Genomic DNA, 25,608 nt, shown 5'->3' with positions numbered 1-25,608 from the left:
TTACCGGGCGGTAACGCTCCCCTATGCTTGCCAATTACAACGATAAATACAAACAAGAGTCGCCTTGCATGCAAAATCAAACCGGAGCCACGCCCCTGCGGCCGGCTGTTGTGCGTTCGTTCTTCTCGCCCAGATGCCTGCGGGAGAACGGCAATGCCTGAGGTTCATCTCGAGTTCTCCGGCGCTTCGATGATCGCGCTGAACGCCATCATCGCCCTGATGATGTTCGGCGTATCGCTGGAACTGCGCCGCGACGACTTCGCCCGCATCCTGCGCCAGCCCAAGGCGCCGGTGATCGGCATGCTGGTGCAGTTCCTGCTGCTGCCCGCCGCCACCTGCCTGCTGACCATTGCCCTGCCGATCGACCCGGAACTGGCGCTGGGGATGATCCTGGTGGCGACCTGCCCCAGCGGTACCTTCTCCAACATCATGACCTGGATGGCGCGTGGCAATGTCGCGGTGTCCGCCAGCGTCACCGCTGTATCGGGACTGAGTGCCGGGATTTTCACCCCGTTGAACTTCGCCCTCTATGCGGGGCTGAACCCGGCGACCCGCGACCGCCTCACGCAGATCCACATCGACCCACTGGAGTTGGTCGGCGTGGTGGTGCTGGTGCTGATCCTGCCGATGCTGCTGGGCATGGCCCTGGGCCGGCACAAGCCGCAACTGGCGCAGCGCCTGGAAAAGCCTTTGCGGCAATTGTCGCTGCTGGTGATGCTCGGTTTCGTCGGCATGGCCTTCGCCAAGAACTTCCAGCAGTTCATGGCCTACTTCCACCTGTTCTTCTGGCTGGTGCTGCTGCTCAACGGTACGGCGCTGCTGCTGGGCTACACCTGCGCGCGGCTGTGGAAACTGCCGGATGCCGACGTGCGCGCCGTGACCCTGGAAAGTGGCATCCACAACTCCGCGCTGGGCATGGCGCTGATCCTCACCTTCTTCCCGCAGGCCGGCGGCATGTTGCTGATCGCGGCGTTCTGGGGCTGCTGGCAGTTGTTCTCCGGGCTGGTCCTGGCGCAACTCTGGGCGCGCCGTGAACCCCGCGCCGCCGCGGTGACCGCGTCATGAATGCGCCCGCCATCGCCCTCGGCGGCTTCATCCTGCTGGCCTATACCCTGGAAGCCATCACCGGCTTCGGCAGCGTGGTGATCGCCCTGTCCCTCGGCGCGCTGCTGATGCCCATCGAGACGCTGCTGCCAATCCTGGTGCCGCTGAACATCGGCATGACCGGCTACCTGTGCTGGCGCCATCGCCGACTGATCGACACCTCACTGCTGACGCGCACCGTGCTGCCGGGGATGCTGGTGGGCATGCTGATTGGCTACCTGCTGCTGCCGCACCTGGACCCGCAGCCGCTCAAGCGCGGCCTGGGCGTCCTGATCCTCTGGTTCGCCGGCCGCGAACTGTGGCGCCTGCGCGCCAGTGCTCCGGAGCGCGGCAGAACGCCAAACTGGGTGGTACGCCTGGCCACCGGCGCTGCCGGGGTCTGCCATGGTCTGTTTGCTTCCGGCGGGCCGCTGCTGGTCTACGCACTCTCGACTCGCCCGCTGGACAAGACCCGCCTGCGCGCCACCCTGGTCTGCGTCTGGTTCACCCTCAACGGCCTGTTGACCATTGCCTTCCTCCTCGACGGCCGCCTGCGCCCGGCGCTGCCCCAGGTGCTTGTGTACGCGCCCTTGCTGCTGCTCGGCGTGTGGCTGGGCGAACGCCTGCACCACCGCTTCGAGGAACGCCATTTCCGCCTCGCCATCCACTGCCTGCTGCTGGTCAGCGGCGTCCTGCTGCTGTCGCCCTGGAGTCTCCTGTGAGCTACGACATCATCATCAAGAACGGCCTGTACTTCGACGGCAGCGATGCCCCCGGCAGCCTGCGCCATGTCGGCATCAAGGACGGCCGAATCGATACCCTGAGCGTCAGCCCGCTGGACGAAAGTGGCTGCAAGCAGGTCATCGACGCCGCCGGCAAGTGGGTCACCCCCGGTTTCCTGGAAATCCACTCGCACTACGACGCCGAAGCCATCGCCGCCCCGGCGCTGAAAGAGTCGGTGCGTCACGGCGTGACCACCGTGTCGGTCGGTTCCTGCTCCATCAGCATGGTGCTGGGCGAAGCCGAGGACTGCTCGGACCTGTTCACCCGCGTCGAAGCCGTGCCGCGCGAGCAGGTGCTGCCGATCCTGCGCGACAAGCGCACCTGGAAGGACGCCAAGGGCTACCGCGCCTTCTATGACCAGCAGCCGCTGGGGCCGAACCTCTGCTCCTTCCTCGGCCACTCCGAACTGCGCGTCACGGTGATGGGCCTGGAACGCGCCATCAGCGGCGCCAAGCCCACCGAAGCCGAGCTGCAGCGCATGGAGGAGCTGCTGGAGCAGGCGCTGGACGCCGGCTGCTTCGGCCTCTCGGTGATGACCACGCGGCTGGACAAGATGGACGGCGACCGCGCGTGGTCCAGCCCGCTGCCCTCCACCTTCGCCAGCTGGAAGGAGTTCTCCCGCCTGTTCGCCGTGCTGCGCCGGCGCAACGCGCTGATGCAGGGCGCGCCCAACGCGGTCACCAAGATCAACGTGTTCGCCTTCCTCTACCAGGCCCACGGCTGGTTCCGCCGCCCGCTCAAGTGCTCGATGCTGACCGCGCTGGACCTCAAGTCCCAGCCCTTCATGCACCGCATCACCCGCGCCTCCGGCTGGGTAGCCAACCGCCTGCTGCTCGGACGCTACCGCTGGCAAACCCTGCCGGCACCCTTCGTGGTGCGTATCGAGGGGCTGAACATGAACGGCTTCGAGGAGTTCGGCGCCGGTGAAGTGCTGCGCGACATCAAGGACCCGGAGGAGCTCTACACACGCATCCAGGAGCCGGCCTTCCGCGAGCGCTTCAAGAAGGACATCAAGGCCACCCTCAGCCTCGGCCTGTGGCACCGCAACCTGTCCGACTGCTGGGTGCGCGAATGCCCGGACCAGAGCCTGGTCGGGCGCAACTTCGAGGACATCGGCCGCGAGCGCGGGCTGGACCCGGTGGACGCCTTCTTCGAGCTGGCCGGCCAGTACCGCAACGCGCTGAAGTGGACCACCTGCTACGGCAATCACCGCCCCGAGATCATGGGCAAGCTGCTGGCCAGCCCCTGGACCCAGCCTGGCTTCGCCGACTCCGGCGCGCACCTGGCCTCCCACGCGCAGTACAACTTCCCGCTGCGCATGCTCAAGTACGTGCGCGATGCCGAGCTGGCCGGGCAGAGCTTCATGGACACCGGCCGCGCGGTGCACCGCCTGACCGGCGAGTTGGCGGACTTCGCCGGGATCGACGCCGGCTACATCCGCGTGGGTGATCGCGCCGACCTGGTAGTGGTCAATCCCGCCGGCCTGACCGATGAGCTGGACGAAGTCTGCGAAGCGCCCATGGAAGTGATCGGTCTGACGCGGCTGGTGAAGCGCAACGACGATGCGGTGGAAGCCACGCTGATCAACGGGCGCGTGGCGTATCGGCGCGAGGGTGGTTTCCCGGACGCACTGGGCAAGGAGCGTGGTTTCGGGCGGTTCCTGCCGGGGCGGGATGTGCTGAGCCGGCCGCAGGAAGTGCCTGCGGGGGCACCGGCATTCGGCCGGTAGTTACGGCGCGCGCTATGGTTCGCGAGCAATAACGATGGCGTCCCCCTCGCTCCTACGGGGAGTCCCTGCTCTTCGTAGGAGCGAGCTTTCTCGCGAACCCGATTGAAGCCGGCCTTGCCGGCTGATCGCGGGCATGGCCCGCTCCTTACAATAGGCGCCGCGCCGGCGCGCAACGCGCGACCGGGCAGCCGGGCAAGATTGACGCCCTGCCGCGCACTCACTAGAGTGCGCGGTTTCCGACAGCCCCCGTACTACCTGCACCATGACTCCGCTCTACCGCTCCGCCGACCCGAGCCTCGCCCTGCTGCGAGAGCCCCCGCGCGTGCGCAAAATCGATACCGCGCTGCGCCGTCGCCGTAGCGTGCTGTTCGCCTTCACCTTCTCTCCTCCCGCCGGCTGCTGAGCCGGACGCCGCGCGCTCGCGCTGGTATTTCCGCATTCCGATTCCGTCCGCCGGTAGCTACCGGTGGGCTCGTTCGCCTGTGTTGGCCCCGCCGCTGAAGCGCCGGGGCAAGAGAAGGTTTCCATGAATACCCCGACCACCCTCCAGCCATCTTCTTTGAATAAGCCGCTGCTGGCGGTGCTGCTGTTCGCCGTCTCCATCGTCGGCCTGAGCCTGGGCGCGACCCTGCCGCTGGTGGCGCTGCGCCTGCTGGATAACGGCGCCAGCGCGCTGCAGATCGGCATCCTCTCGGCGGTGCCCGCGGCCGGCATGATCCTCGCCGCCACCCTGGTGGACCGTGCCTGCCAGTTGATGAGCCGGCGCCGCCTGTACCTGCTGTGCTTCGTGCTGTGCACCGCCAGCACCGCCGCCATCGAGTTCAGCAGCCATTCCCTCTGGCTGCTGGCTGTCGCACGCCTGGCACTGGGCGTCGGCATGGGCATCGCGATCATCCTTGGCGAGGCCTGGGTCAACGAGCTGTGCGGCGAGAAGAATCGCGGCACCATCGTGGCGCTCTATGCCACCAGCTTCACCGCCTTCCAGTTGCTCGGGCCGACCCTGGTGGCGCTGCTCGGCGCGCAGACGCCGTGGGTGGTACTGCTGGTCAGCGCCGGGCACCTGATCGCCCTGGCCACCGTAGCCTTTGCCATGCCCGAGGAAGGCATCCACGAGCACGTCGAGGAGCCTCGTAGCTTCTCCCTGGCCGGTTTCCTGCGGGTTGCTCCGGCGCTGTGCATGGGCGTGCTGTTCTTTTCCTTCTTCGACAGCGTGGTGCTCTCGCTCTTCCCGGTGTACGCCTCCAGCCACGGCTACGCGGTGGGTATTGCCGCCTTCATGGCAACGGTGATCCTGCTCGGCGACATGCTGTTCCAGCTCCCGCTGGGCTGGCTGTCCGACCGGATCGACCGTTCCAGCCTGCACCTCGCCTGCGGCGTCGGCGCGATGCTGATCGGCCTCACCCTGCCCTGGCTGATCAGCCAGCCGTCATTGCTGTGGCCGGCGCTGATGCTCCTCGGGGCGGCGGCCGGTGGCGTCTACACCCTGGCACTGGTGCTGATCGGCCAGCGCTTCCGTGGCCGCGACCTGGTCACCGCCAACGCCGCCGCCGGCATGCTCTGGGGCGTCGGCAGCCTGCTCGGGCCGCTGCTCAGCGGCAGCCTGATGGACCTCGGCTCGCAGGGCGTGCCGGTAGCGCTGGCGCTCGCCGCCGGATTGTTCGTGGCAACCGCGGCGGCTTCGCAGCGCAAGGCCAGCGCCCTGGCCTGAATGCATTGGCCGGGCACAAGGCCCGGCCAATGCTCAAGTTACCGGGCTATTTCCACTCAGCGCGCGGCCTTGAAGACCGCATACGCCTCATCGGCAACACGGCGCAGTGCCTTGCCGATCTGCGCGTAGTCGTACTCGTTGAGGTTCGCCAGCGACAGCCGGCCGCCAGGCTTGAGCGGACCGAAGCCATCGGCCGGCAACATGACGATGCCGGTTTCGTCGGCGATACGGAACAGCAAGGTGTTGGCATCCATCCGCTCGCTGATCCAGCGAGCGAACTCGGCGCCGTGCAGGCGCGTGGCGATGTCCTCGAAATCGAGCAGCGTGTAGTACTCGGTCTCGAAACGGTCGGTGGGGATCGGCAAGCCCAGTTCACGGTACAACGCGTGGTGGCGCTGGCGCAGCAGGTGCTTGAGCGTGGTCTTGTACTGGTCGGCCACATCGATCAAGGCGAACAGCGCAAAGAACACCATCTGCACCTGCTGCGGCGTGGACAGGCCAGCGGTGTGGTTGAGCGCCACCGAGCGGCTGTCGGCTACCAGGCGGTCGATGAACTTCAGCCCCTTGGTATCGACCACCAGCGACTCGTAACGCTTGTTCAATTCGGCATGCACGTTGGCCGGGTAGGCGTCGATGCGCTGGTCGAGGATGTTGTCCTTGTGCAGCGCGATGGTGCCCAGGCGCCAGCCGGTGGAGCCGAAATACTTGGAGAAGGAGTACACCAGTGCGGTGTTGCGCGGGCAGATGGCGAACAGTGAGGTGAAGTCGTCGGCAAAGGTGCCGTAGACATCGTCGGTGAGAATGAACAGGTCCGGGCGCTTCTCCTCCACCAGCCTGGCGATGTAGGCCAGCGACTCGTCATCGATACGCACCGACGGCGGGTTGCTCGGGTTGACCACGAAGAAGATCTTGATTGCCGGGTCCGCCAGCTTGTCCAGCTCGCTGCGCGGGTACTGCCAGTTCAGCTTCGGATCAGCTTCGATGTAAACCACTTCCAGGCCATAGTCGGCCAGTAGCGGGATCTCGAAGTACGGGGTGAAGGTCGGCATGCCGATGGCCACCTTGTCGCCCGGCTGGATCAGGCGGCTTTCCTTCAGGCTGTTGAACAGATAGGTCATGGCGGCGGTGCCGCCCTCCACGGCGAAGATGTCGAACTCGTCGCGGGTCAATTGTCCGCCGATCATCTCCTTCGCCAGGTATTCGCGCACCACCTGCTCGCTCAGACGCAACATGCGTGACGGCACCGGATAGTTGCAGCCCAGGATGCCTTCGACCATTTCATGGAGAAACGCCGAGGCGTTCAGGCCCAACTGGTCGCGCACATAGCTGAGCATGCTGCCCAGCAGTTGCACTCCCTGGTGCTCGCGGTGATCCAGCAGGAAGCGCTCGAAGCGGCCCTCGATGCCGGCGATCTGCGGCAGGCCGCCGATACCATGACCCAGGTAGGAAAAACTCAGCTCGGCCTCCTGATTGGCAAACAGGCCAAAGCGGAAAAACGCCTCGCGCGGCAGGGTCGCCAGGAAGTTCGGATTACCTCGCCCGGCGTTGAGCATCAGACGATTCTCGCGACTGCCGGCCACCTCAATGAGCTTGTCCTTCAGCTCGAACGGACTGAGCGACTTGTACTGGCTGTAATCGATTTTTTCGGACATGCAGGTACATCCTTCATGCAAAGGCGCCACCCGGATGGTGGCGCCGGGTGGTGTGGGATCAGGAGAGGATCAGTACGGCGACCATCCCCCAGATGGTCAGCAGGGTGTTGCCCACCGCGTAGGTCACGGTGTAACCCAGCGCCGGCACGTTGCTCTTGGCTGCCTCGCAGATCATCCCCAGCGCCGCGGTGGTGGTGCGCGAGCCTGCGACCGCGCCGAACAGGATCGCGGGGTGGAAGCGGAACACATAACGCCCGACCAGCAGCGACAGGATCAGCGGCAGCGTGGTCGCCAACATGCCCCAGAGGAAAAGGCTCAGCCCCAGGGTCTGCAGACCGCTGACAAAACCGGCGGCTGCATCGATGCCGACCACCGCGATGAACACGTTCAGCCCCACCGAATTCATGAACCAGACGGTCGGCTCCGGGATGCGTCCGAAAGTCGGGTGAATCGAGCGCAGCCAGCCGAAGACGATGCCGGAAATCAGCGCGCCGCCCGCCGTGGACAAGGTCAGCGGAATGCTCCCGACCTTCAGCACCACGGCGCCGATGAGCCCCCCGAGGAAGATCGCCGCACCGATGAAGGCCACATCGGCAATGTTGCTCACCGCGTCCACCTGGCCCAACGTCTTGGCGGCAATCTGCACATCCTTGGTCAACCCGGTCAGGGTGATCACGTCGCCATGCTGCAGTACGGTTCCGGGCAGCACCGGAATCTCGGTGGATAGCGCGCCACGGCGAATCCGCCGCAGGTACACGCCATGGGCGTGGGGCAGCTTGGCCAGTGCCTCCAGCGTCTTGCCGGCCATGCTCCTGGCGGTGACGAAGACATCGACGCCGGCCACCGGCAAGTCGAGCAATTCGTCGTCCTCCACCTCAGTCGGAGAGTGGCCAAGCAACTGCAGAATTTCATCGCTGTGACCACCGACAGCCAACACATCGCCAGCCTGGATCACTTCGCCGGGCAACGCCTCGCGCAGCTCGCCGCCGCGCCGCAGGCGCTCGATGAACAGGCGTTTGCCCCGGGACATGGCCATGCCCTCTGCCTCGGCGATGCTCTTGCCCACCACCACGCCAGCCTCGGCCACTTTGTAGGCGCGCAGCACGTAACGGTGCCAGGCACGGCCTTCGCTGGCCTTGTCGGCGCCGCCGCCCAGGCTCAGCTCGTAGTCCTGGCAGGCCTTGGCCAGGTCGATACCCAGCAGTTTCGGGCCCACCAGGGCAAGCACCACCGCCGAGCCGATGGTGCCGAAGATGTAGGTCACCGCGTAGGCCACCGGCATGGCATTGAGCAGGGCCTGGGCCTTGTCCGGCGCCAACCCCAGGCGGTTGATGGCGTCAGTGGCCAAGCCCATCGAGGCGGAAATGGTCTGTGAGCCCGCAAACAGGCCGATCGCCGAGCCCATGTCGAACTTCGCCACCCAGGCCACGCCCACCGCACAAGCCAGGCACAACAGGCACACCACCACGGCGAACAGCGCCTGGGGCAATCCATCCTTGGCGATGCCACGGACGAACTGCGGCCCCACGCCATAACCGATGGCAAAGAGGAACATCAGGAAGAACACGCTTTTCACCGTGGGCGCGATGACGATGCCCACCTGTCCCACTAACAGGGCCGCCAGCAGCGTCGCCGTCACGGCGCCCAAACTGAAGCCCTTGAAGCTCTTGCCACCGACCCAGTAACCGACACCAATCGAGAGGAAGATCGCCAGCTCCGGATAGGAGCGCAAAGTCTGTTCAATCCATGTCAACACGATTCGTTCCGCCGTGCAGGACCAAGGGAAAGGCACGATGGCAATGCGCTCGACTGCACTCGCTTGTCACAGTCACCGCTCCCGCCTCATGCCCGTAAAGGCTCTAACTCGGCGGATTCAAGCATGCTGCGGAAGGTCGGCAGGGACGACCAAAGAGGAATCAGGCTTTTCCGAAGGACGAACGGCTATTCCCCGCCACGGAGTGTCGTAGCAAGGGAAAACCGTCGTGCGGACGATCACAGAAACGCAGTCCCGGAGGGACCCAGGCGTAGGAAGGTCGGGAAGGAAAAGACGGAGCGAATAGCCCCGTCCAGACGCCCGAAGGGCGCGAGAGAGGAAAATGGCGCTTCGTGGAGGGGTAACTCCGCGGACTGAAGCACCAACCCCCGGACGTGGTTGGCCGAGGGGTGGAATCGCGGGAGCAGGCCTCCCGCGACGATCGTCAGCCGATGGTCATCAGGCTGGCGTTGCCGCCAGCAGCGGCGGTGTTGACGCTCAGGGCGCGCTCGATCAGCAGGCGTTCCAGCGGGATGTCGGTCTCCCCGCGGTTCAGCCCAGTGACGCCGACGATGGCGCCCTTGCGCTGGCTGGCCTGCTCGCAGACCGCACGCAGCTGATCGGAGTCGCCGTGGTGCAGGATGGCGTCGAACACCTTGTCGGTCGCGGTCCAGTCAGCCACCAGCTCGATGCGCTGGGCGACTTCCTTGGGCAGTTCCTTGACCACAGCGGCATTGGACTCGGCCACCAGCGGACGGCTGCCGACGCTGAGCACGGCGGCCAGCTGGGCCAGCAGGTCGGCGCGATCTTCCGCCAAGCACAGCACATGCTCGCGCGGCAGCAGGGTGTAGGTGTTGCGCTCGCCGGTCGGGCCGGTGAGTACCTGCTGGGTGAAGCTCTGCGCCAGTTCGCCGTAGCCGCCGAGCAGGCTCGCCAGGGCGGCGTCCTTCTGCCCTGCCCACTTGGCCAGGGCTTCCACGGCCTGCTGGGCATCCTTCGGACGCGGCAGCGCCTGGGCGCCGTCGCCCTTGAGCTGGTTGGCCACCGCATCCTGCGGACGGGTCGACAGCAGGCGGTACAGGTACAGCGGGCCGCCGGCCTTCGGACCGGTGCCGGAGAGGCCTTCACCACCGAAAGGCTGCACGCCGACCACCGCGCCCACCACGTTGCGGTTGACGTAGAGGTTGCCGACATGGGCAGTGCCCACGACCTGGGCAATGGTCTCGTCGATACGGGTGTGCACGCCCAGGGTCAGGCCGTAGCCGGATTCGTTGATCTGCGCGAGCAACTGGTCCAGGTCGGCGCGCTGGTAGCGCACCACGTGCAGCACCGGGCCGAAGATTTCGCGCTTGAGTTCGCTGAAGCTATCCAGCTCGATCAGGGTCGGCACGACGAAGGTGCCGCGCTTGATTTCCTCGGCGTCCAGGCGGGCGCTCTGGAACACCTTGCGACCTTTGTCGCGCATCGTCTGGATGTGCTTGTCGATGTTGCCCTTGGCTTCCTCGTCGATCACCGGACCGATGTCGGTGTGCAGGCGCTCCGGCGCACCGACGCGGTACTCGGCCATGGCGCCCTTGAGCATCTGCACCACGCGGTCGGCGGCATCTTCCTGCACGCACAACACGCGCAGCGCGGAGCAGCGCTGGCCGGCGCTGTCGAAGGCGGAGTTGACCACGTCGACCACAACCTGCTCGGCCAGCGCCGAGGAGTCGACGATCATCGCGTTGAGGCCGCCGGTTTCGGCGATCAGCGGGATGGTGCGGCCCTGGGCGTCGAGGCGGCCAGCGATGTTGCGCTGGAGGATGCCGGCCACTTCAGTGGAACCGGTGAACATCACGCCACGCACGCGCTCATCACCGACCAGACGCGCACCGACAGTTTCGCCGCGGCCCGGCAGCAGTTGCACGGCACCAGCAGGCACGCCAGCTTCCAGCAGGATGCGCACGGCTTGCGCGGCGATCAGCGGGGTCTGCTCAGCCGGCTTGGCCAGCACGGTGTTGCCGGCGGCCAGGGCAGCGGCGACCTGGCCGCTGAAGATCGCCAGCGGGAAGTTCCACGGGCTGATGCACACCACCGGGCCCAGCGGGCGGTGGCTGTCGTTGGCGAAGTGGGTGCTGGCCTGGGCGCCGTAGTAGCGCAGGAAGTCCACCGCCTCGCGCACTTCGGCAATGGCGTTGGCGAAGGTCTTGCCCGATTCGCGCACCAGCACGCCCATCAGCGACTGGATCTCGGCTTCCATCAGGTCGGCGGCGCGCTGCAGGATGGCGCCGCGCTCGGCCGGCTGGGTGGACTGCCAGATCTGCGCGCTGGACAGCGCACCGAGGATGGCGTTGTTCACGTCGGCCTCGCTGGCCTCACGCACGTGGCCCACCACGTCGCGCAGGTCCGCCGGGTTGCGCACTGGCTGCGGCACACCCGGAGCGGCGTCGGCGAGACCGAGCATCGGCTCGGCAACGTAGGCATGGTTGGTGCTCGACAGCAGCGCCGAGGACAGCGAACCCAGGCGGTGTTCGTTGGCCAGGTCGATGCCGGCGGAGTTCAGCCGGGCCTCGCCGTAAAGGTCACGCGGCAGCGGGATGCGCGGGTGCGGCAGGCCCAGGGTGCCTTCCTGCGCGGCCATCTGCTCGACCTGAAGGACCGGGTCCAGCACCAGGTCCGGCAGCGAGATACTGTGGTCGGCGATGCGGTTGACGAAGGAGGTGTTGGCGCCGTTTTCCAGCAGGCGGCGCACCAGGTACGCCAACAGGGTTTCATGGCTGCCGACCGGGGCGTAGATGCGGCACGGACGGTTGAACTTGCCATCGGCAACCTTGCCCACCACCTGCTCGTAGAGCGGCTCGCCCATGCCGTGCAGGCACTGGAACTCGTACTGGCCCGGGTAGTAGTTCTGCCCGGCCAACTGGTAGATGGCCGACAGCGAGTGGGCGTTGTGGGTGGCGAACTGCGGGTAGATGGACTCCGGCACGGCCAGCAGCTTGCGAGCGCAGGCCAGGTAGGAGACGTCGGTGTAAGGCTTGCGGGTGTAGACCGGGTAGCCTTCCAGGCCGTTGACCTGGGCCAGCTTGATCTCGCTGTCCCAATAGGCGCCCTTCACCAGACGGATCATCAGGCGGTGGCGGCTGCGCTTGGCCAGGTCGATCACGTAGTCGATCACGTACGGGCAGCGCTTCTGGTAGGCCTGGATGACGAAGCCGATACCGTTCCAGCCGGCCAGCGACGGCTCGAAGCACAGGCGCTCGAGCAGGTCGAGGGAGATTTCCAGGCGGTCGGCTTCTTCGGCGTCGACGTTGATGCCGATGTCGTAGTCGCGGGCCATCTTCACCAGGCCGAGTACGATCGGGTACAACTCGTCCATCACGCGGTCGTACTGGGCACGGCTGTAGCGCGGGTGCAGCGCGGAGAGCTTGATCGAGATGCCCGGACCTTCGTAGATGCCGCGGCCGTGGGAGGCCTTGCCGATGGCGTGGATAGCCTGCTCGTAGGAGGCCAGGTAGCGCTTGGCGTCTTCCTCGGTCAGCGCGGCCTCGCCGAGCATGTCGTAGGAGTAGCGGAACCCACGGGACTCCATGTTGACCGCATTGGCCAGGGCTTCGGCGATGGTTTCGCCGGTGACGAACTGCTCGCCCATCAGGCGCATGGCCATGTCCACGCCCTTGCGGATCAGCGGCTCGCCGGACTTGCCGATGATGCGGTTGAGCGACGAGGACATGCCGGCTTCGGTGTGGGTCGACACCAGCTTGCCGGTGATCAGCAGGCCCCAGGAGGCCGCGTTGACGAACATCGACGGGCTCTGGCCCAGGTGCTGGCTCCAGTTGCCGTTGCTGATCTTGTCGCGGATCAGCGCGTCACGGGTGGCCTTGTCCGGAATGCGCAGCAGCGCCTCGGCCAGGCACATCAGCGCCACGCCTTCCTGGGAAGACAGCGAGAACTCCTGCAGCAGGCCTTGCACCAGGCCCTGACGACCACCGGCGTTCTTCTGGTTGCGCAGTTTTTCGGCAATGCCCAGCGCCATCTTGCTGGCGGCGCCGGCCTGCTCTTTCGGCAGGCGGGCCAGGTCCAGCAGCATCGGCAGCGCTTCGGTTTCCGGGCGGCGGTAGGCAGCGGTGATGGCCGCGCGCAGCACGGACTGCGGCAGGATGCTTTCAGCGAAATCGAGGAAGACCTGCAGCCCTTGATCGCTCAGCGAGTCCAGCGACTCCTCGCCCGCCGCGGCAGCCAGACCGGACTGCTCGGCCGGGGTCAGCCCGCCTTCCACCTGCTCCAGATAGGAGAAGATCGCCTGCTTGATCAGCCAGTGCGGGGTACGGTCGAGTTGCTGGGCAGCCAGCTTGAGGCGCTCGCGGGTGGCGTCGTCGAGCTTCACGCCAAGGGTGGTGGTGGCCATGGGGCTTCCTGTTGTTAGAAGGTTTGCCTGAAAACGGCGCAAGGTTATACCGCCGAAATACAAGGTGCAACCAGGTGCAACCCAATAAAAACAAGCCTTAGGTCGTAAACGCAGTTCCGGTGCAACCGGTGACATTTCCCACACACGGCGCTACCAAACGGAGCACGGCCACGGGCTCGGCCCGCCGCAACCCACGAGGGCCGGCCGGGCGGCAGGAAGAAAGCAGTGTTCGTGCCAGGGCTGGAAAAGGTGCAACCCAGCGCACGGCTGCCCAACCGGGCGTAGGAGCAACTGTCTTCCTCCGGATAGTCCGTGCCTGTGCCTCCCCCCTCACCCCAGCCCTCTCCCTCAGGGAGAGGGAGCCGAATGTGCCGGCTGACGCCATGGTTTCATTCTGCACCGAACTGTCCCCTCTCCCCCTGAGCGGGGCGCGCAGCCAGGGCTAGGGTGAGGGCAAGCCCTGGCACGAAGTTGCCAGACACAAGCGGACGCTGTCCGCGATCGACTACCCCATGCACCAGACCGATGAAGGGAGCGGCCGGTCAGACATCGCGGACAGAGTCCGCTCCTACAGCTCCGGGCGGGCCTTGAGCCAGAGGCCGAAGGTCTTCACCACCTCCACCACCGGGCGCAGTCGCTCACCGTCACCGCTCAGGCAGTACTCCACGCGTGGCGGCACCTCAGGGTAGACGGTGCGAATCACCAGCCCCGCCTCCTCCAGCGCTCGCAGCTCCGCGGTCAGAACCCGCTGGGAAATCTCCGGCATGTCGCGGCGCAACTCGTTGAAGCGCTTGCTGCCATCGAGCAGATACGACACCAGCAACAGGCGCCAGCGGCCGCCGATCACGCGCATGGCCTCTTCGACGGAACAGCCCGAAACGTTCTTCTTCATCCTTCCTTCCCGGTAACCTTTTTGTGCCCTGGCCACAAAAAAGTGCGTTCTTACGCGACGTATCGGGGTCGGGAATACTGGCCACCCATTTCCGACCAGGACCCACCCGATGAAACTCTACTTCGCCCCCAACGCCTGCTCCCTCGCCCCGCATATCGTGCTGCGCGAGCTGGGCCTGCCGTTTTCGCTGGTGCGGGTGAACAACCAGAGCAAGCGCACCGCCGATGGTCGCGACTTCTACCGGATCAACCCGAAGGGTTACGTGGCGGCGCTGGAACTGGAGGACGGCACGGTGCTGACCGAAGGCGCGGCGATTCTACAGTACCTCGCCGACTTGCAGCCCGACGCAGGCCTGGCCCCCGTCAACGGCAGCGTGGCGCGCACGCAACTGCAGGCCCAGCTGAATTTCATCGGCAGCGAAATTCACGCGGGGATGAGCCCGCTGTTCAGCAGCGAGATTGCGGAAGGCGCGAAGGCGGTGTTGCGCGGCAAGCTGGCGAAGCGACTGGGCTACATGGAGCAGGTGCTGGCCGATAACGGTCATGCGTTTGGCGACGGTTTCACCGTCGCCGATGCGTACCTGTTCACCGTGCTGGGCTGGGCGGAATACCTGAAAGTCGATCTTGCAGCCCTCCCCGCCATTCGCCGCTTTCGCGAACAGATCGGCGCGCGGCCGGCGGTCATCGCCGCCTTGCGCGCGGAAGCCGAATCAGCGGCGGTGCACTGAGGCTCCTGCAGGCGGCCCTCAACGGACGCTGTTGTGCTGATCGCAAGGGCTCACGCTGCCAGAGCGTTCGACCAACCGCTCGGCGGAAAAGCCGCCGAATCATCGTGCAAGCTGCGTATTCCGTGGTCCATGACTCACCCCCCTGCCGCCCGTAGGCCGGGATGCGTGCTGCGAGCACAGGAGACCCTGGATGAGCGACGACCCCGAGAGTTTCGCCAATGCCTACCAGAGCGCGCTGGTGGAGGTGGCCCTGCCAGCCTTCGCCCGCGCCAGCGAATTCGCCCGCCGGCACGGCCTGGAGTGCAGCGTCGAGCTGCTCGATGGCCGCCGCGACCTGCCGGAGCTGCGCCTGAAGGTGCGCAACTCCTGCCGCGAGGCCGAATGCATCTGCCGTATCAGCGCCGACGCGCAGAGCCAGCGGCTGTGCCACGAGAACCGCTGCGGCGAGACCGAAGCCGATGTGCAGCAGGTAATCGGCTCCCTGGCCTCGCTCAACGAAATGGTGCTGGACACCCGCTTGCTGGAATTCTTCCAGAGCTCCTTCGCCCTGCACCTGGACTACGCGTCCAGCCGGCATGCCGGCCACTTCTGGTAGCCGCCCCATCGGGCAAAAACGACAAAGCCCCCTGCCCATTCGGGCAGGGGGCTTTCTGCGCTGCGCGATCAGCCTTCGAGCTGCTGCTCAGGCAGCGGCCAGCTTCGGGAAAGCGATACGACTCGACAAGCCGCCCCTCAGCACCCGCAGGACACCGCCCGTGCGGTCCAGCCCATGCGAGTTTCAGGATGCCCGGTGTGCTCGTCCTCGCGCTCCTCCAGCACCACGAATCCGTGCCGCTGGTAGAACGCCACCGCGCCGGCGTTATCCGAGTAAACCGCCAGTTCCAGCATCGGCAGGTGAATCTTCGCGTCGCTCAGCAACTGTGAGCCCAGCCCCTTGCCCTGGCATTCCGGGGCGACGAACAGCGCGGCCAGCGCGCCGTCATGCAGGCTGTAGAAACCGCTGACGCAGCCATCGCTCTCGACGACGCGGGAAGCGGCGGCGGGCAGGTAGACGTCGCGCATGTCCGGCAGGCGCTCCTGCCAGAAGGCGGCGTCGATGAAGTGGTGAGCCTGCTGCGAGGCCCGCAGCCAGATATCCAGCACCCGGTCCATGTCGTCGTCGCGCAAGTCGCGGATCATCATCGGCTGCAATCCCCCGGTTCGTTGAAGTGCTCATGGCGTGGCGGCGGCATCCTCGCACAAGCGCTAACCGCCATGCGCCCCCCTGCACTGCCGCCAATCGTCGCACCTGCGTGCACCTCATTCGCCGTTACCCGAGACAGCGATGTGCCGACAAGCGCCCTCTGCACTCAAGCACGCGCGAAGCAAACCGTCAGGTTCCACTCATCCGAATCACTGAACGCCTGACGGCCAGAAGGCTCTTTCAAATGGGTCGCGCCAATCGGCAAATGCACGGGCCAGCGCGCTCGAAGCACGACGCAAGCGGTGCCGATCACCGCTCAGCGGCAGCGCAAAGCCCAATGCATGTTCCGGCCCAGCCACTTCCAAGCAGAAACAATCAAGGAGACAGTCCATGGGCAGCTATCGATGGTTCCCCTCTACTCGCAACAGCGCCGTGCAGGAGTTGCAATCCCTGGTGAATGACCTGGAAAGCCTGCTGGCCAGCAGCCGAGACCTGACGACGGACGAACTGCCGGCGTTCAAGGCGAAGTTGCGCGACCTGGTGGACGACAGCCGCGAAACCAGCGAGCACCTGATCCAGCGCAGCCGTCGGGCGATCCGCGCTGGCGGTGAATATGCCGGTGAACACCCCTGGCAGGCCGTGGCGGTGCTGGCTGCCGCCGCTGGACTGCTGGCGGCGGCCTGTGCATTGAGTCGCCAGCACCGCTGAGGCCATCCCGGTGAGCCCGACCCATCGGCCACGCAAGGTGGTAGTGGCTGGCGCCCGCCTGCGGGCCCTCGCCAGCAAACCGCCGAGGCAAGCATGAAAATCCCACGGGATACGCCCGACCCCGATCCGCAAGTGACCCGTGAGGAATCGCTGGATGCGTTGCTGGATATCGAACCGGAGGACAGCCGGCAGGAGCCTCACCTGTCCGCCGCCCACCAGGACGGCCTCAAGGACGGGCCGGCATAACCGCTGAAAAGCAGGGAAAAAGGCATTCCGGTGGCCGCTGCCAGCCCAAGCGGCCGGGCGGCCGCCGGCTCTCTCCCACACCAGCAGGCTAACGGGAGAGAGGCCATGGGGCTCGCGATCAGCGCGCGAGGAACGGAGGCGGCGCGTCGATCACGCCGGTCTCGTTGACGTACTGCTTGTAGTGCTCGATCAGCGCGTCCAGCTTCGCCGGTTCGCTCTTGGCCAGGTCCTTTGTCTCGCCGGGGTCGCGGGCCAGGTCATACAGCTGCCAGGTGGCCGGGCCGACTGGCGCTGGCAGGTACACCGCCTTCCAGTCACCCTGGCGGATGGCGCGCATGCCGAACAGCTCCCAGCCGGTGACGGTCTTCTCGTCGTGCGCCTGCTCGGTTTCGCCCGAGAGCCAGCCCAGCCAGGACTTGCCACGCACCTCGGCCACCTCGCGGCCGCGCCATTGCTTGCCCGGATGGCGCACGCCCGCCAGGTCGAGGATGGTCGGAGTGATGTCCATCACCGTGGAAAAGCCGTGGCTGATCTCGCCCTGGCGCTGCAGTGCCGGGTAACGCACCAGCGCCGGCACGCGGATGCCGCCCTGGGTGGTGAAGGCCTTGTACAGCCGCGACGGCGCAGTGGCCGCCTGCGCCCAGCGCGGGCCGTACCAGATGTAGGAGTTGGCGCGACCGATGTTCTCCAGGCTGTTGTCGTAGTGCTGGTCGAGGAAGCTCAGGAGGTCCGGGCCGAAGCGCGGGAAGGCCTCCAGCAGAGCGCCCTCGGCGCCGTTGTCGGACATGAACAGGACGAAGGTGTTGTCCAGCTCGCCCTGCTGGCGCAGGTACTCGACGACACGGCCGACGTTCCAGTCCAGCCGTTCGACCATCGCCGCGTAGACCTCCATGGCGCGCGCCGAGCGCGCCTTCTCCTCGTCGCTGAGACGCGCCCATTCCTTGCTGATCGCCAGCACCGGATGCGCCTTCACGTCGGCGTCGATCAGGCCCAGCTGCTTGAGCCGCTCCAGGCGTTCCAGGCGCAGCGCTTCGGGGCCGGCGTCGTAGCGGCCCTGGTACTTGTCGACCACTTCCTTCGGCGCCTGCAACGGCCAGTGCGGCGCGGAGAACGGCAGGTAGGCGAAGAACGGCCGGCTCTGGTCGCGTTCCTTGAGGTAGTCGATCAGCTTGTCGCCGAAGGCATCGGAGGAATAGAAGTCCGCCGGCAGGTCCTCGATGAACCGGTCGTCCTCGACGTACAGCGCCGGCGTGCCCTTGAGGATGCGCGGCGTGGTTTCATCGTAGGGCGGCTCGAAACCATAGTGGTTGGCGGCCCCCGGCAACAGCGAGAAGGAGCGCTCGAAGCCGCGCGCATGGGGCGCCTGCTCCAGTTTCAGGCCCAGGTGCCATTTGCCGGCCATCAAAGTCTGATAGCCGGCCTCGCGCAGCAGCTCCGGCAGCGCCACCACACGGTCGTTCAGGTAGCCCTCGTAGCCGGGCTTGCCTTCCAGCTCCGGCGTCAGCGCCTCGGCCATGGTGCCGATGCCGGCGATGTGGTGGTCAGTGCCGGTGAGCAGCATCGAGCGTGTCGGCGAGCAGGTCGGCGCGGTGTGGAAGTCGGTCAGGCGCAGGCCATCCAGGGCCAGGGCGTCCAGGTGCGGCGTGGCGATCTCGCCACCGAAGGCGCCGAGGTCGGAGAAGCCGAGGTCGTCGGCGACGATGACGAGGAAGTTGGGGCGTTTGCTCATGGTCGGACTCGGTAGGTGGGATGAGCCTGTAGGAGCGAGCTTGCTCGCGAACATTCCAGAGCGGCCTGGACGAAGAGCTTCACGAGCAAGCTCGCTCCTACAGGGGGTGGATTTCTGGATCAGCAGGCAATGAACTCGAATGGCAGGTCTTCCACCCGTTTGAGCGGCGGCGCGACATAGTCGCCCTCCCCGGTCAGCTCGTGCAGCAGTGCCTCGCGCTGGCGCAGGAAGTCGTAGCCGCCGCGCTCGCGCGGATGCGCCAGCGGCACCTCGACGATGCGTTTGATGCGCCCCGGGCGCGGCGCCATCACCACCACGCGGTCGGCGAGGAACAGCGCCTCCTCCACGTCGTGGGTCACCAGCACGGTGGTGATGCGTTCGCGCTGGCGGATGCGCAGCAACTCTTCCTGCAACTGCTGGCGAGTCAGTGCATCCAGCGCGCCGAAGGGCTCGTCCAGCAACAGGATGCGCGGGCTGGCGACCAATCCGCGGGCGATGGCCACGCGTTGCGCCATGCCACCGGACAGCTGGTGCGGATAGGCGCGGGCAAAGGCGGTCAGGCCCACCAGCTGCAGATATTCGGCCACTTTGGCGGCCTTGCCGGTCTCGCTCAGCGGTTCGTTGACCAGGCCGAGGGCGACGTTCTGCTCCACGCTCAGCCAGGGGAACAGGCGGTGCTCCTGGAACACGATGCCGCGCTCGCCGCCGATGCCGTCGATGGGCGCACCGTCGATGCGGATCTCGCCCTGGAACTCGCGGTCGAGCCCCACCAGCAGGCGCAGCAGCGTGGACTTGCCGCAGCCGCTGGCGCCGACGATGGCAATGAATTCGCCATCGGCGATCTCCAGGTCGAAGCGCTCGATGGCCTGCAGCTCGCGGCCGTCCACGGGGAAGCTCTTGGCGACCTGGCGAAAGCTCACCAGGGCCGGGGATGCAAATGCGTTCATGCGTGTCTCCAGCGCGTCGCCCGCGCTTCGATGCGCTGGCCGAGGGCGGCCAGCAGGGCTCCGGTCAGGCCGACCAGCAACATGCCGGCGCCCACCAGGTCCATGCGGAAGAGTTGTTGCGCGCCGATCATCAGGCTGCCGATGCCGCCATTCGAGGGCATGAAGTACTCGGCGCCGATGGTGCCAAGCCAGGCGTAGATCAGCGCCAGGCGCACCCCGGCGAACACCGAGGGCGCGGCCCCCGGCAGCACCAGCCGACGCAGCCGCTGCCAGGGCGAGAGACGTAGCGCGATGGCCGCCTCGGTCAGTTGCGCCGGCAGGCTGGCAATGCCGCGCTGGGTCGCCAGCAGCAGCGGGAAGAACGCGGCCAGACCGACGAACACCACCTTCGCCAGCTCGCCGAGGCCGAACCAGGCGGTCAGCAGCGGCACCCAGGCGAAGATCGCCACCTGCCGCAGCGCGGCGAAGGACGGGCCGAGCAGCCGTTCTGCCGGGCGCCACAAACCGAGCCCCAGCCCCAGCAGGAAGCCCAGCGAGCCGCCCAGCAGCAAACCGGCGAGCGTGCGTTGCAGGCTGGCGAGCAGCGCCGTGGTCAGGCTGTTGTCCAGCAGGCCGTCCCACAGCGCGACCGCCACCGACGCGGGGCTGGCGAGGATCGCCGGATCGACCCACTCAAGCGCACTCGCCGCCTGCCATATCGCCAGCAGGGCCAGCGGCAGCAACCAGGGTTGCAGGCGCTCCCAGCCCTGCCCCGTACGACTGCGGCGGAATTCTCCGGCGGCCGGCTGCGGCCAATGCACCAGGCGCCGGTCCAGCGCCTGGATGCCACGGTCCATGGCCGCACCGACCAGGCCGATGACCAGGATGCAGACGAACACGATGTCGAGCATGAACAGCTGGCGCGCCTGCACCATCAGGTAGCCGATGCCTTCGCTGGAGGCCAGCAGCTCGACCGCCAGCAACGAGGTCCAGCCCTGCGCCAGGGCCAGGCGCACGCCGGTCAGGAAAGCCGGCAGCGCCGCCGGCAGGATCAATCGCCAGAACAGCAGGCGGCGCGGCAGGCGCAGCACGGCGGCGGCCTCGCGCAGGCGCGGCTGGGCATCGCGCACGCCCACCAGGGTGTGCAGCGTCACCGGGACAATGATCGCCTTGATCAGCACCACCAGCTTGAGCAGCTCGCCAATGCCGAAGAACAGCATGAACAGCGGAATCCAGGCCAGCGTCGGGACCTGCGCCAGGGCACTGAAGGTGGGCAGCACCAGACGCTCGGCACGGCGGCTGAAGCCGAGCCAGGCGCCCAGTGCCAGCCCGCTGAGGATGCCGGCCAGCAGGCCCCAGAACAGACGTTTCAGGCTGATGCCCAATTGCTGCCAGAGCTCGCCGGCCAGCAGCTCGCGCCCGGCCTGCAGCACCAGCTCGGGCGTGGGGAGGATTTGCGCGGACATCCAGTGACGGTGGCTGGCCGTCCACCACAGCACGGCGATGGCCAGCGGCAGCAGCCACGGCAGGATGGGCTCGACTCCGCGCCAGGTCAGCTTCGAGGAGCTCAGGCGTGGCGCGGGAAGAGCATGGTGGTTCGGCTTGGCAATATTCTTCATTGGAATATAAATAGTTATATCAATTCATTTATGAGCTAACACAGGCCATTTAAGGGAAGGCCTTCGCGCTCATCCAATGCATTCGCCGAATATTTTTTATGCCCTCACGGCATCTGCCCGCGAAGCCCGATGGCTGTTCGCTTAGCTCGAATAATTACTAAAAAATGAATTTTTATTATTTTGTCGCTGGACGGCCCCATGCCTTTAGTGCGGACGCCGGAGCCACACGCGCTCCCCCACTGCAGGAGGCAGGCGCCATGAAGGCCCTCACCACTCAATTGCTCTCTCTCTTCGCTGCGCCGGTGCTGGCCGGCCTGCTCGGTGCCTATCCGATCGTCGTCAACGCCGCCGAGCCGGTGAAGGAAATCCGCATTGCCGTGCCGGACGTCAGCGCCGGCCAGAACCACTCCAGCGCTGGCGTGGCGGACATCCTCTACACCCGCCAATTGCTGGAGAAGGAATTCGCCGCCGACGGCATCCAGGTCACCTGGACCTTCTTCAAGGGCGCAGGCCCAGTGGTCAACGAAGCCTTCGCCAACGGCCAGGTGGACTTCGCCTACCTCGGCGACCTGGCGGCGATCATCGGCAAATCCAGCGGCCTGGACAGCCGCGTGCTGGCCGCCACCGCCCGCGGCGTGAACCATTACCTGGGCGTACAGCCGGGCTCGGGGATCAAGACCCTGGCCGATCTCAAGGGCAAGCGCGTCGGCATCTTCCGCGGCACTGCCAGCCAGTTGTCGTTCGACAACGCCCTGGCCAGCGCCGGGCTGACCGAGAAGGACCTGAAGGTCATCAACCTCGACTTCAGTGCCGCCCTCGCCGCCCTGGCGGCCAAGCAGATCGACGCCACCTGGGGCCTGGCCGGCCTCTTCGCACTGCGCGACAAGGGCCTGGCGGAAATCCCGCTGAGTACCCACGACCTTGGCGGCGCCGGCACCCTGCAGGCACTTCTGGTCGGCAATGGCGAATTCGTCGACGCTCACCCGGACCTCACCGAACGCCTGCTCAAGGTGCAGTTGCAGGCCGTGCAGTGGGCCAGCGCCGAGGCCAACCGCGACGCCTTCATCGAGCTGATCTCCCGGCAGGCCAGCTACCCGACGGTGATCTTCAACAGCGAATACCAGGGCCGACCGCTGGTGGAGGTGCTCTCACCCCGGCTGGATGCCGACTTCCTCGGTCGCCTGGACGCCTCGATCACGGCGGCGAAGTCCTACGGCCTGATTCGCCGTGAGTTCAAGGCGGCCGACTGGGCCAACCCGGCACTGCAGGAAGCGGCAAGCCGGCAGGTGGCCGGGCAGCCGGTGGCGGCGATTCGATAAGCCGGTGCAACAAGGCGCCGGCAGGCGCACTAAAACAGAGGGCCGGCTCAATGGCCGGCCCTTTGCTCACCTCACTGGAACATCACTTCTTGGCCACCAGGTCCTTCGGCAGCTTGAAGGTCCAGATCATCCCACCCTGGTCCAGGTCCTTGATGCGCTTGGCCACTTCGCCGCCCCACAGCGGCACCGCACCACCCCAGCCGGACAGCACGGTCACGTACTGCTCGCCGTCCATTTCCCAGGTAACCGGTGAGGCGATTACGCCCGAGCCGGTGTTGAACTGGTAGAGCTTCTTGCCCGTCTTGGCGTCGAAGGCCATCAGGTAGCCTTCGGGGTTGCCGGTGAACACCAGGTTGCCGTGGGTCGCCAGCACGCCACCCCACAGCGGCGCGTAGTTCTCATAGCGCCAGACCTGCTTGCCGGTCTTCGGATCGATGGCGCGCAGCACGCCGATGTACTTCTCGTTCAGCGGCTTGATGGTGAAGCCCGCGCCGAGGTACGCCGCGCCCTTCTTGTAGGCGATGTTCTCGTTCCACATGTCCATGCCCCACTCGTTGGACGGCACGTAGAACAGCCCGGTGTCCTGGCTGTAAGCCATCGGCATCCAGTTCTTGCCGCCGAGGAAGGACGGTGCGACGAACACCGAAGTGCCCTTGGCATCGGCGCCCGGCGCACCCGGACGGTGGGCGTCGTCGTAGATCGGCCGGCCGTTCTCGTCCAGGCCCTTGGCCCAGGTCACCTTGTCGACGAAGGGGAAGCCACGGATGAATTTGCCGTTGGTGCGGTCGAGCACATAGAAGAAGCCGTTACGGTCGGCGGTCGCTGCGGCCTGCACGGTCTTGCCGCCGTCCTTGTAATCGAAGGACACCAGCTCGTTGACGCCGTCGAAGTCCCAGCCGTCGTGCGGGGTGGTCTGGAAGTGCCATTTGATCGAGCCGTCTTCCGGGTTCAGCGCCAGGCGCGAAGAGGAGAACAGGTTGTCGCCGGGGCGCAGGTGCGAGTTCCACGGCGACGGGTTGCCAGTGCCGATGAACAGCGAGTCGGTGCTCGGGTCGTAGTAGCCGCCCAGCCAGGGCGCGGCGCCGCCGGTCTTCCACAGGTCGCCCGGCCAGGTCTTGCCCGCCTCGCCACCGGAGATGCCGTTCTCCACGGCCTTGCCGTCCTTGTAGACGTAGCCCATGTGGCCTTCCACGGTCGGGCGGCTCCACAGCAGTTCGCCGTTGCTGGGGTTGTAGGCCTCGATCTTGCCGACCACGCCGAACTCGCCGCCGGCCACGCCGGTGATCAGCTTGCCCTTGGCGATCAGCGGCGCGGCGGAGATGGAGTAACCGGCCTTGTAGTCGGCCACGGTCTTCTTCCACACCACCTTGCCGGTGTCCTTGTTCAGCGCGACCAGCTTGGCGTCGAGGGTGCCGAAGATCACCAGGTCGCCGTACAGGGCCACACCACGGTTGATCACGTCGCAGCAGGGCATGATGCCGTCCGGCAGGCGCGCGTCGTACTGCCACAGCTTGCGCCCCGTGCGCGCGTCGGCGGCAAACACCCGCGAGTAGGAGGCGGTGACGTACATCACACCGTCCTTGATCAGCGGTTGCGCCTGCTGGCCGCGCTGCTTCTCGCCACCAAAGGACAACGCCCAGACCGGCCGCAGTTCCTTCACGTTGTCGCTGTTCAGGGTGTTCAGCGGGCTGAAGCGCTGGCCCTGCTGGTTGATCCCGTTGACCACGATCTGGTCGGTGCGCTTGGCGGAATCAACGATGTCCTGGTCGGTAACCCCGGCGTGGGCGCCCAGGCTGGCCAGGCTGATGGCGGTGAACAGCACGGTGCGGGCGAAAGGTTGAAGCTGTCTCATGGCGGTGAGCCTCTGCGATTGTTGTTGTACCCGGGAAATTTCCCCGGTCTGTCGCAGATTCTTGGTTTGGTGGGCCGAGCCAACAATTGAACGCAGTGCCGATTTTTCTAGTTCCTTGGTAGCAATACCGGGCCGGCAGCACGCGAAAGCTGGGGGTTGCGTAGGAGCGGACTCTGTCCGCGATGGCATCTGGCGCGATGCGGACCTATCGCGGACAGAGTCCGCTCCTACGTTTCGCGAGAGACGGGCACGCTCCTACAGTCGGACTCGCCTCCGGGAGCGCATGGGTAGGATGGGTGGAGCGCAGCGATACCCATGCTGCTGGTGCCTGGAAATGATGGGTATCGCTTCGCTCCACGCCATCCTACAAACGCGGAGTCACGGCTCGTCGACGCGCGGCAGCGCCTTCTGCTCGTAGCGCGGATAGAGGTGGCTGACGCTGCGGATCAGCTCGTAGCGCGTCAGGCTGACGCCGGCGAAGCGCTCGGGGATGGGCGTGCGCAGGAGGTCGTTCATGTCGGCGCCCTGGGCGATGCCGTCGCGCATCACGCTGTCGAGCCAGCCGAGGTAATCACGCATCTGCGCAAAGGGCGCCGCGTCGGTGGCGACAGGGCCGTGACCGGGAACGATGAGCTTCCAAGGCAACTTCTGCAGCGTGTCGATATCGCCCAGCCACACGTCCAGCCCCGGACTGTTCGGGGTGGTCAGCGCGCGCTGGTAGAAGACAATGTCGCCAGCGAACAGCACGCCGGTGGTCTCGTCGAGGATCGCCAGGTCCGCGCCGGTATGCCCGCGCAGGCCCAGCAGGCGGAGCCGATGGCTGCCCATCTGGACGATGCCCGGCTCCACTGTCTGGGTGGGCAGCACCACTTCCGTGCCGCGCATCCAGTCGCCGACCAGGCGGTACATGTTCTCCGCCATGGCGTTGCCCTGCTCTTTCAGCAGTTTGCTGGTACCGGCCAGCGCGCCGATGGGCACGTCGGCGAAGGCCTGGTTGCCCAGCACGTGGTCGGGGTGGTGATGGGTGAGCAGCACGCGCTTCACCGGTTTGCCGGTGGTCTGCTGAATCAGCGCACGCAGGGCTTCGCCGTAGCGCTTCGACGGGCCGCTATCGATCACCAGCACACCCTCGCCGGTGTCGATGAAGGCTACGTTGACGATGGCGCCGCCATTGTCCTTGGCGAAGTTGTCGGTACTGCCTTCCACCAGCCAGGTGCCCTCGGCGATCTTCCGGGGTTCGAGGTGGTACTGCAGGTCGGCCAGGGCCGGCAGGCACAGGCAGGCCAGGGCGATCAGGAGGAAACGCATGGGCACC

At 66.3% G+C, this 25,608-nt stretch carries 19 protein-coding genes; 9 read left to right on the top strand and 10 right to left on the bottom strand.

The features are described from left to right. Window positions 1-153 precede the first annotated feature (153 nt). From CTR55_RS17215 to CTR55_RS17200, 4 genes are all read left to right on the top strand, one after another. Window positions 154-1,065, top strand: a complete 912-nt coding sequence (locus CTR55_RS17215; RefSeq protein ID WP_296288039.1) for a bile acid:sodium symporter family protein — start codon at window positions 154-156, stop codon at window positions 1,063-1,065. Next, complete coding sequence (locus tag CTR55_RS17210; RefSeq protein ID WP_296288038.1) at window positions 1,062-1,805, top strand: sulfite exporter TauE/SafE family protein; 744 nt, start codon at window positions 1,062-1,064, stop codon at window positions 1,803-1,805. The genes CTR55_RS17215 and CTR55_RS17210 overlap by 4 nt, the downstream gene beginning before the upstream one ends. Next, a complete protein-coding gene (locus CTR55_RS17205) occupies window positions 1,802-3,595 on the top strand; it encodes an amidohydrolase family protein (protein ID WP_296288037.1) in 1,794 nt (597 codons plus the stop codon). The genes CTR55_RS17210 and CTR55_RS17205 overlap by 4 nt, the downstream gene beginning before the upstream one ends. 559 nt (window positions 3,596-4,154) lie before the next feature. Then, window positions 4,155-5,303 (top strand): MFS transporter, encoded by a 1,149-nt coding sequence (locus CTR55_RS17200; RefSeq protein ID WP_296288056.1) that lies wholly within the window; start codon window positions 4,155-4,157, stop codon window positions 5,301-5,303. Window positions 5,304-5,359: 56 nt separating this feature from the next. On the opposite strand, the gene CTR55_RS17195 is transcribed toward CTR55_RS17200, so the two are convergent. The 4 genes from CTR55_RS17195 to CTR55_RS17180 form a co-directional block, all read right to left on the bottom strand. Then, window positions 5,360-6,955, bottom strand: coding sequence for a bifunctional aspartate transaminase/aspartate 4-decarboxylase (locus CTR55_RS17195; RefSeq protein ID WP_296288036.1), 1,596 nt, complete (start codon window positions 6,953-6,955; stop codon window positions 5,360-5,362). Window positions 6,956-7,013: 58 nt separating this feature from the next. Then, complete coding sequence (gene aspT / locus CTR55_RS17190) at window positions 7,014-8,711, bottom strand: aspartate-alanine antiporter (protein WP_296288035.1); 1,698 nt, start codon at window positions 8,709-8,711, stop codon at window positions 7,014-7,016. 442 nt (window positions 8,712-9,153) lie between these two features. Then, window positions 9,154-13,092 carry a trifunctional transcriptional regulator/proline dehydrogenase/L-glutamate gamma-semialdehyde dehydrogenase gene (gene putA / locus CTR55_RS17185; RefSeq protein WP_296288034.1) on the bottom strand — a complete coding sequence of 1,313 codons (3,939 nt, stop codon included), beginning with the start codon at window positions 13,090-13,092 and terminating at the stop codon, window positions 9,154-9,156. Between the two features lie 568 nt (window positions 13,093-13,660). Then, the gene (locus CTR55_RS17180) at window positions 13,661-13,984 is read right to left on the bottom strand and encodes a helix-turn-helix domain-containing protein (protein WP_296288033.1); all 324 of its coding nucleotides are present in this window, start codon (window positions 13,982-13,984) and stop codon (window positions 13,661-13,663) included. 109 nt (window positions 13,985-14,093) lie between these two features. On the opposite strand from CTR55_RS17180, the gene gstA reads away from it, so the two are divergent. Beyond that, entirely contained in the window at window positions 14,094-14,711 is a 618-nt protein-coding gene (gstA, locus tag CTR55_RS17175; RefSeq protein ID WP_296288032.1) for a glutathione transferase GstA, read from the top strand. 190 nt (window positions 14,712-14,901) lie between these two features. Then, window positions 14,902-15,306, top strand: coding sequence for a hypothetical protein (locus CTR55_RS17170; protein ID WP_296288031.1), 405 nt, complete (start codon window positions 14,902-14,904; stop codon window positions 15,304-15,306). 137 nt (window positions 15,307-15,443) lie between these two features. Here the strand turns inward: CTR55_RS17170 and CTR55_RS17165 are convergent, their stop codons facing one another. Next, the gene (locus CTR55_RS17165) at window positions 15,444-15,890 is read right to left on the bottom strand and encodes an N-acetyltransferase (protein WP_296288055.1); all 447 of its coding nucleotides are present in this window, start codon (window positions 15,888-15,890) and stop codon (window positions 15,444-15,446) included. 394 nt (window positions 15,891-16,284) lie between these two features. On the opposite strand from CTR55_RS17165, the gene CTR55_RS17160 reads away from it, so the two are divergent. Beyond that, window positions 16,285-16,602, top strand: a complete 318-nt coding sequence (locus CTR55_RS17160) for a DUF883 family protein (protein WP_296288030.1) — start codon at window positions 16,285-16,287, stop codon at window positions 16,600-16,602. A 93-nt stretch (window positions 16,603-16,695) separates the two neighbouring features. Continuing rightward, the gene (locus tag CTR55_RS17155) at window positions 16,696-16,848 is read left to right on the top strand and encodes a hypothetical protein (protein WP_296288029.1); all 153 of its coding nucleotides are present in this window, start codon (window positions 16,696-16,698) and stop codon (window positions 16,846-16,848) included. A 118-nt stretch (window positions 16,849-16,966) separates the two neighbouring features. On the opposite strand, the gene CTR55_RS17150 is transcribed toward CTR55_RS17155, so the two are convergent. The 3 genes from CTR55_RS17150 to CTR55_RS17140 form a co-directional block, all read right to left on the bottom strand. Further along, window positions 16,967-18,577, bottom strand: a complete 1,611-nt coding sequence (locus CTR55_RS17150) for an arylsulfatase (protein WP_296288028.1) — start codon at window positions 18,575-18,577, stop codon at window positions 16,967-16,969. Window positions 18,578-18,696: 119 nt separating this feature from the next. Next, window positions 18,697-19,524 (bottom strand): ABC transporter ATP-binding protein, encoded by an 828-nt coding sequence (locus CTR55_RS17145; protein ID WP_296288027.1) that lies wholly within the window; start codon window positions 19,522-19,524, stop codon window positions 18,697-18,699. Then, window positions 19,521-21,113, bottom strand: a complete 1,593-nt coding sequence (locus CTR55_RS17140; RefSeq protein ID WP_296288054.1) for an ABC transporter permease — start codon at window positions 21,111-21,113, stop codon at window positions 19,521-19,523. The genes CTR55_RS17145 and CTR55_RS17140 overlap by 4 nt, the downstream gene beginning before the upstream one ends. A 266-nt stretch (window positions 21,114-21,379) precedes the next feature. Here CTR55_RS17140 and CTR55_RS17135 point away from each other — a divergent pair, with 266 nt between their 5' ends. Then, entirely contained in the window at window positions 21,380-22,441 is a 1,062-nt protein-coding gene (locus CTR55_RS17135; protein ID WP_296288026.1) for an ABC transporter substrate-binding protein, read from the top strand. A gap of 82 nt (window positions 22,442-22,523) precedes the next feature. Here the strand turns inward: CTR55_RS17135 and CTR55_RS17130 are convergent, their stop codons facing one another. Together CTR55_RS17130 and CTR55_RS17125 are read right to left on the bottom strand one after the other, a co-directional pair. After that, window positions 22,524-24,293, bottom strand: coding sequence for a methanol/ethanol family PQQ-dependent dehydrogenase (locus tag CTR55_RS17130; protein ID WP_296288025.1), 1,770 nt, complete (start codon window positions 24,291-24,293; stop codon window positions 22,524-22,526). A gap of 378 nt (window positions 24,294-24,671) precedes the next feature. Next, window positions 24,672-25,601: a quinoprotein relay system zinc metallohydrolase 1 gene (locus CTR55_RS17125; RefSeq protein ID WP_296288024.1), complete on the bottom strand. Its 930-nt coding sequence runs from the start codon at window positions 25,599-25,601 to the stop codon at window positions 24,672-24,674. Between the last annotated feature and the right edge of the window lie 7 nt (window positions 25,602-25,608).

This window comes from Pseudomonas sp., assembly GCF_002796985.1.
In the GTDB taxonomy this organism is placed as follows: domain Bacteria; phylum Pseudomonadota; class Gammaproteobacteria; order Pseudomonadales; family Pseudomonadaceae; genus Pseudomonas.
This window is presented reverse-complemented; position numbering and strand designations above follow the sequence as displayed.

Bases quoted from the DNA above. Each gene is read 5' to 3' on its own strand.
- CTR55_RS17160 (WP_296288030.1), top strand. From the start codon at position 16,285: ATGGGCAGCTATCGATGGTTCCCCTCTACTCGCAACAGCGCCGTGCAG.
- CTR55_RS17170 (WP_296288031.1), top strand. From the start codon at position 14,902: ATGAGCGACGACCCCGAGAGTTTCGCCAATGCCTACCAGAGCGCGCTG.
- gstA (WP_296288032.1), top strand. From the start codon at position 14,094: ATGAAACTCTACTTCGCCCCCAACGCCTGCTCCCTCGCCCCGCATATC.
- CTR55_RS17165 (WP_296288055.1), bottom strand. From the start codon at position 15,890: ATGATCCGCGACTTGCGCGACGACGACATGGACCGGGTGCTGGATATC.
- CTR55_RS17125 (WP_296288024.1), bottom strand. From the start codon at position 25,601: ATGCGTTTCCTCCTGATCGCCCTGGCCTGCCTGTGCCTGCCGGCCCTG.
- CTR55_RS17215 (WP_296288039.1), top strand. From the start codon at position 154: ATGCCTGAGGTTCATCTCGAGTTCTCCGGCGCTTCGATGATCGCGCTG.
- CTR55_RS17195 (WP_296288036.1), bottom strand. From the start codon at position 6,955: ATGTCCGAAAAAATCGATTACAGCCAGTACAAGTCGCTCAGTCCGTTC.
- CTR55_RS17145 (WP_296288027.1), bottom strand. From the start codon at position 19,524: ATGAACGCATTTGCATCCCCGGCCCTGGTGAGCTTTCGCCAGGTCGCC.
- CTR55_RS17135 (WP_296288026.1), top strand. From the start codon at position 21,380: ATGAAGGCCCTCACCACTCAATTGCTCTCTCTCTTCGCTGCGCCGGTG.
- putA (WP_296288034.1), bottom strand. From the start codon at position 13,092: ATGGCCACCACCACCCTTGGCGTGAAGCTCGACGACGCCACCCGCGAG.
- CTR55_RS17155 (WP_296288029.1), top strand. From the start codon at position 16,696: ATGAAAATCCCACGGGATACGCCCGACCCCGATCCGCAAGTGACCCGT.
- CTR55_RS17180 (WP_296288033.1), bottom strand. From the start codon at position 13,984: ATGAAGAAGAACGTTTCGGGCTGTTCCGTCGAAGAGGCCATGCGCGTG.
- CTR55_RS17130 (WP_296288025.1), bottom strand. From the start codon at position 24,293: ATGAGACAGCTTCAACCTTTCGCCCGCACCGTGCTGTTCACCGCCATC.
- CTR55_RS17150 (WP_296288028.1), bottom strand. From the start codon at position 18,577: ATGAGCAAACGCCCCAACTTCCTCGTCATCGTCGCCGACGACCTCGGC.
- CTR55_RS17210 (WP_296288038.1), top strand. From the start codon at position 1,062: ATGAATGCGCCCGCCATCGCCCTCGGCGGCTTCATCCTGCTGGCCTAT.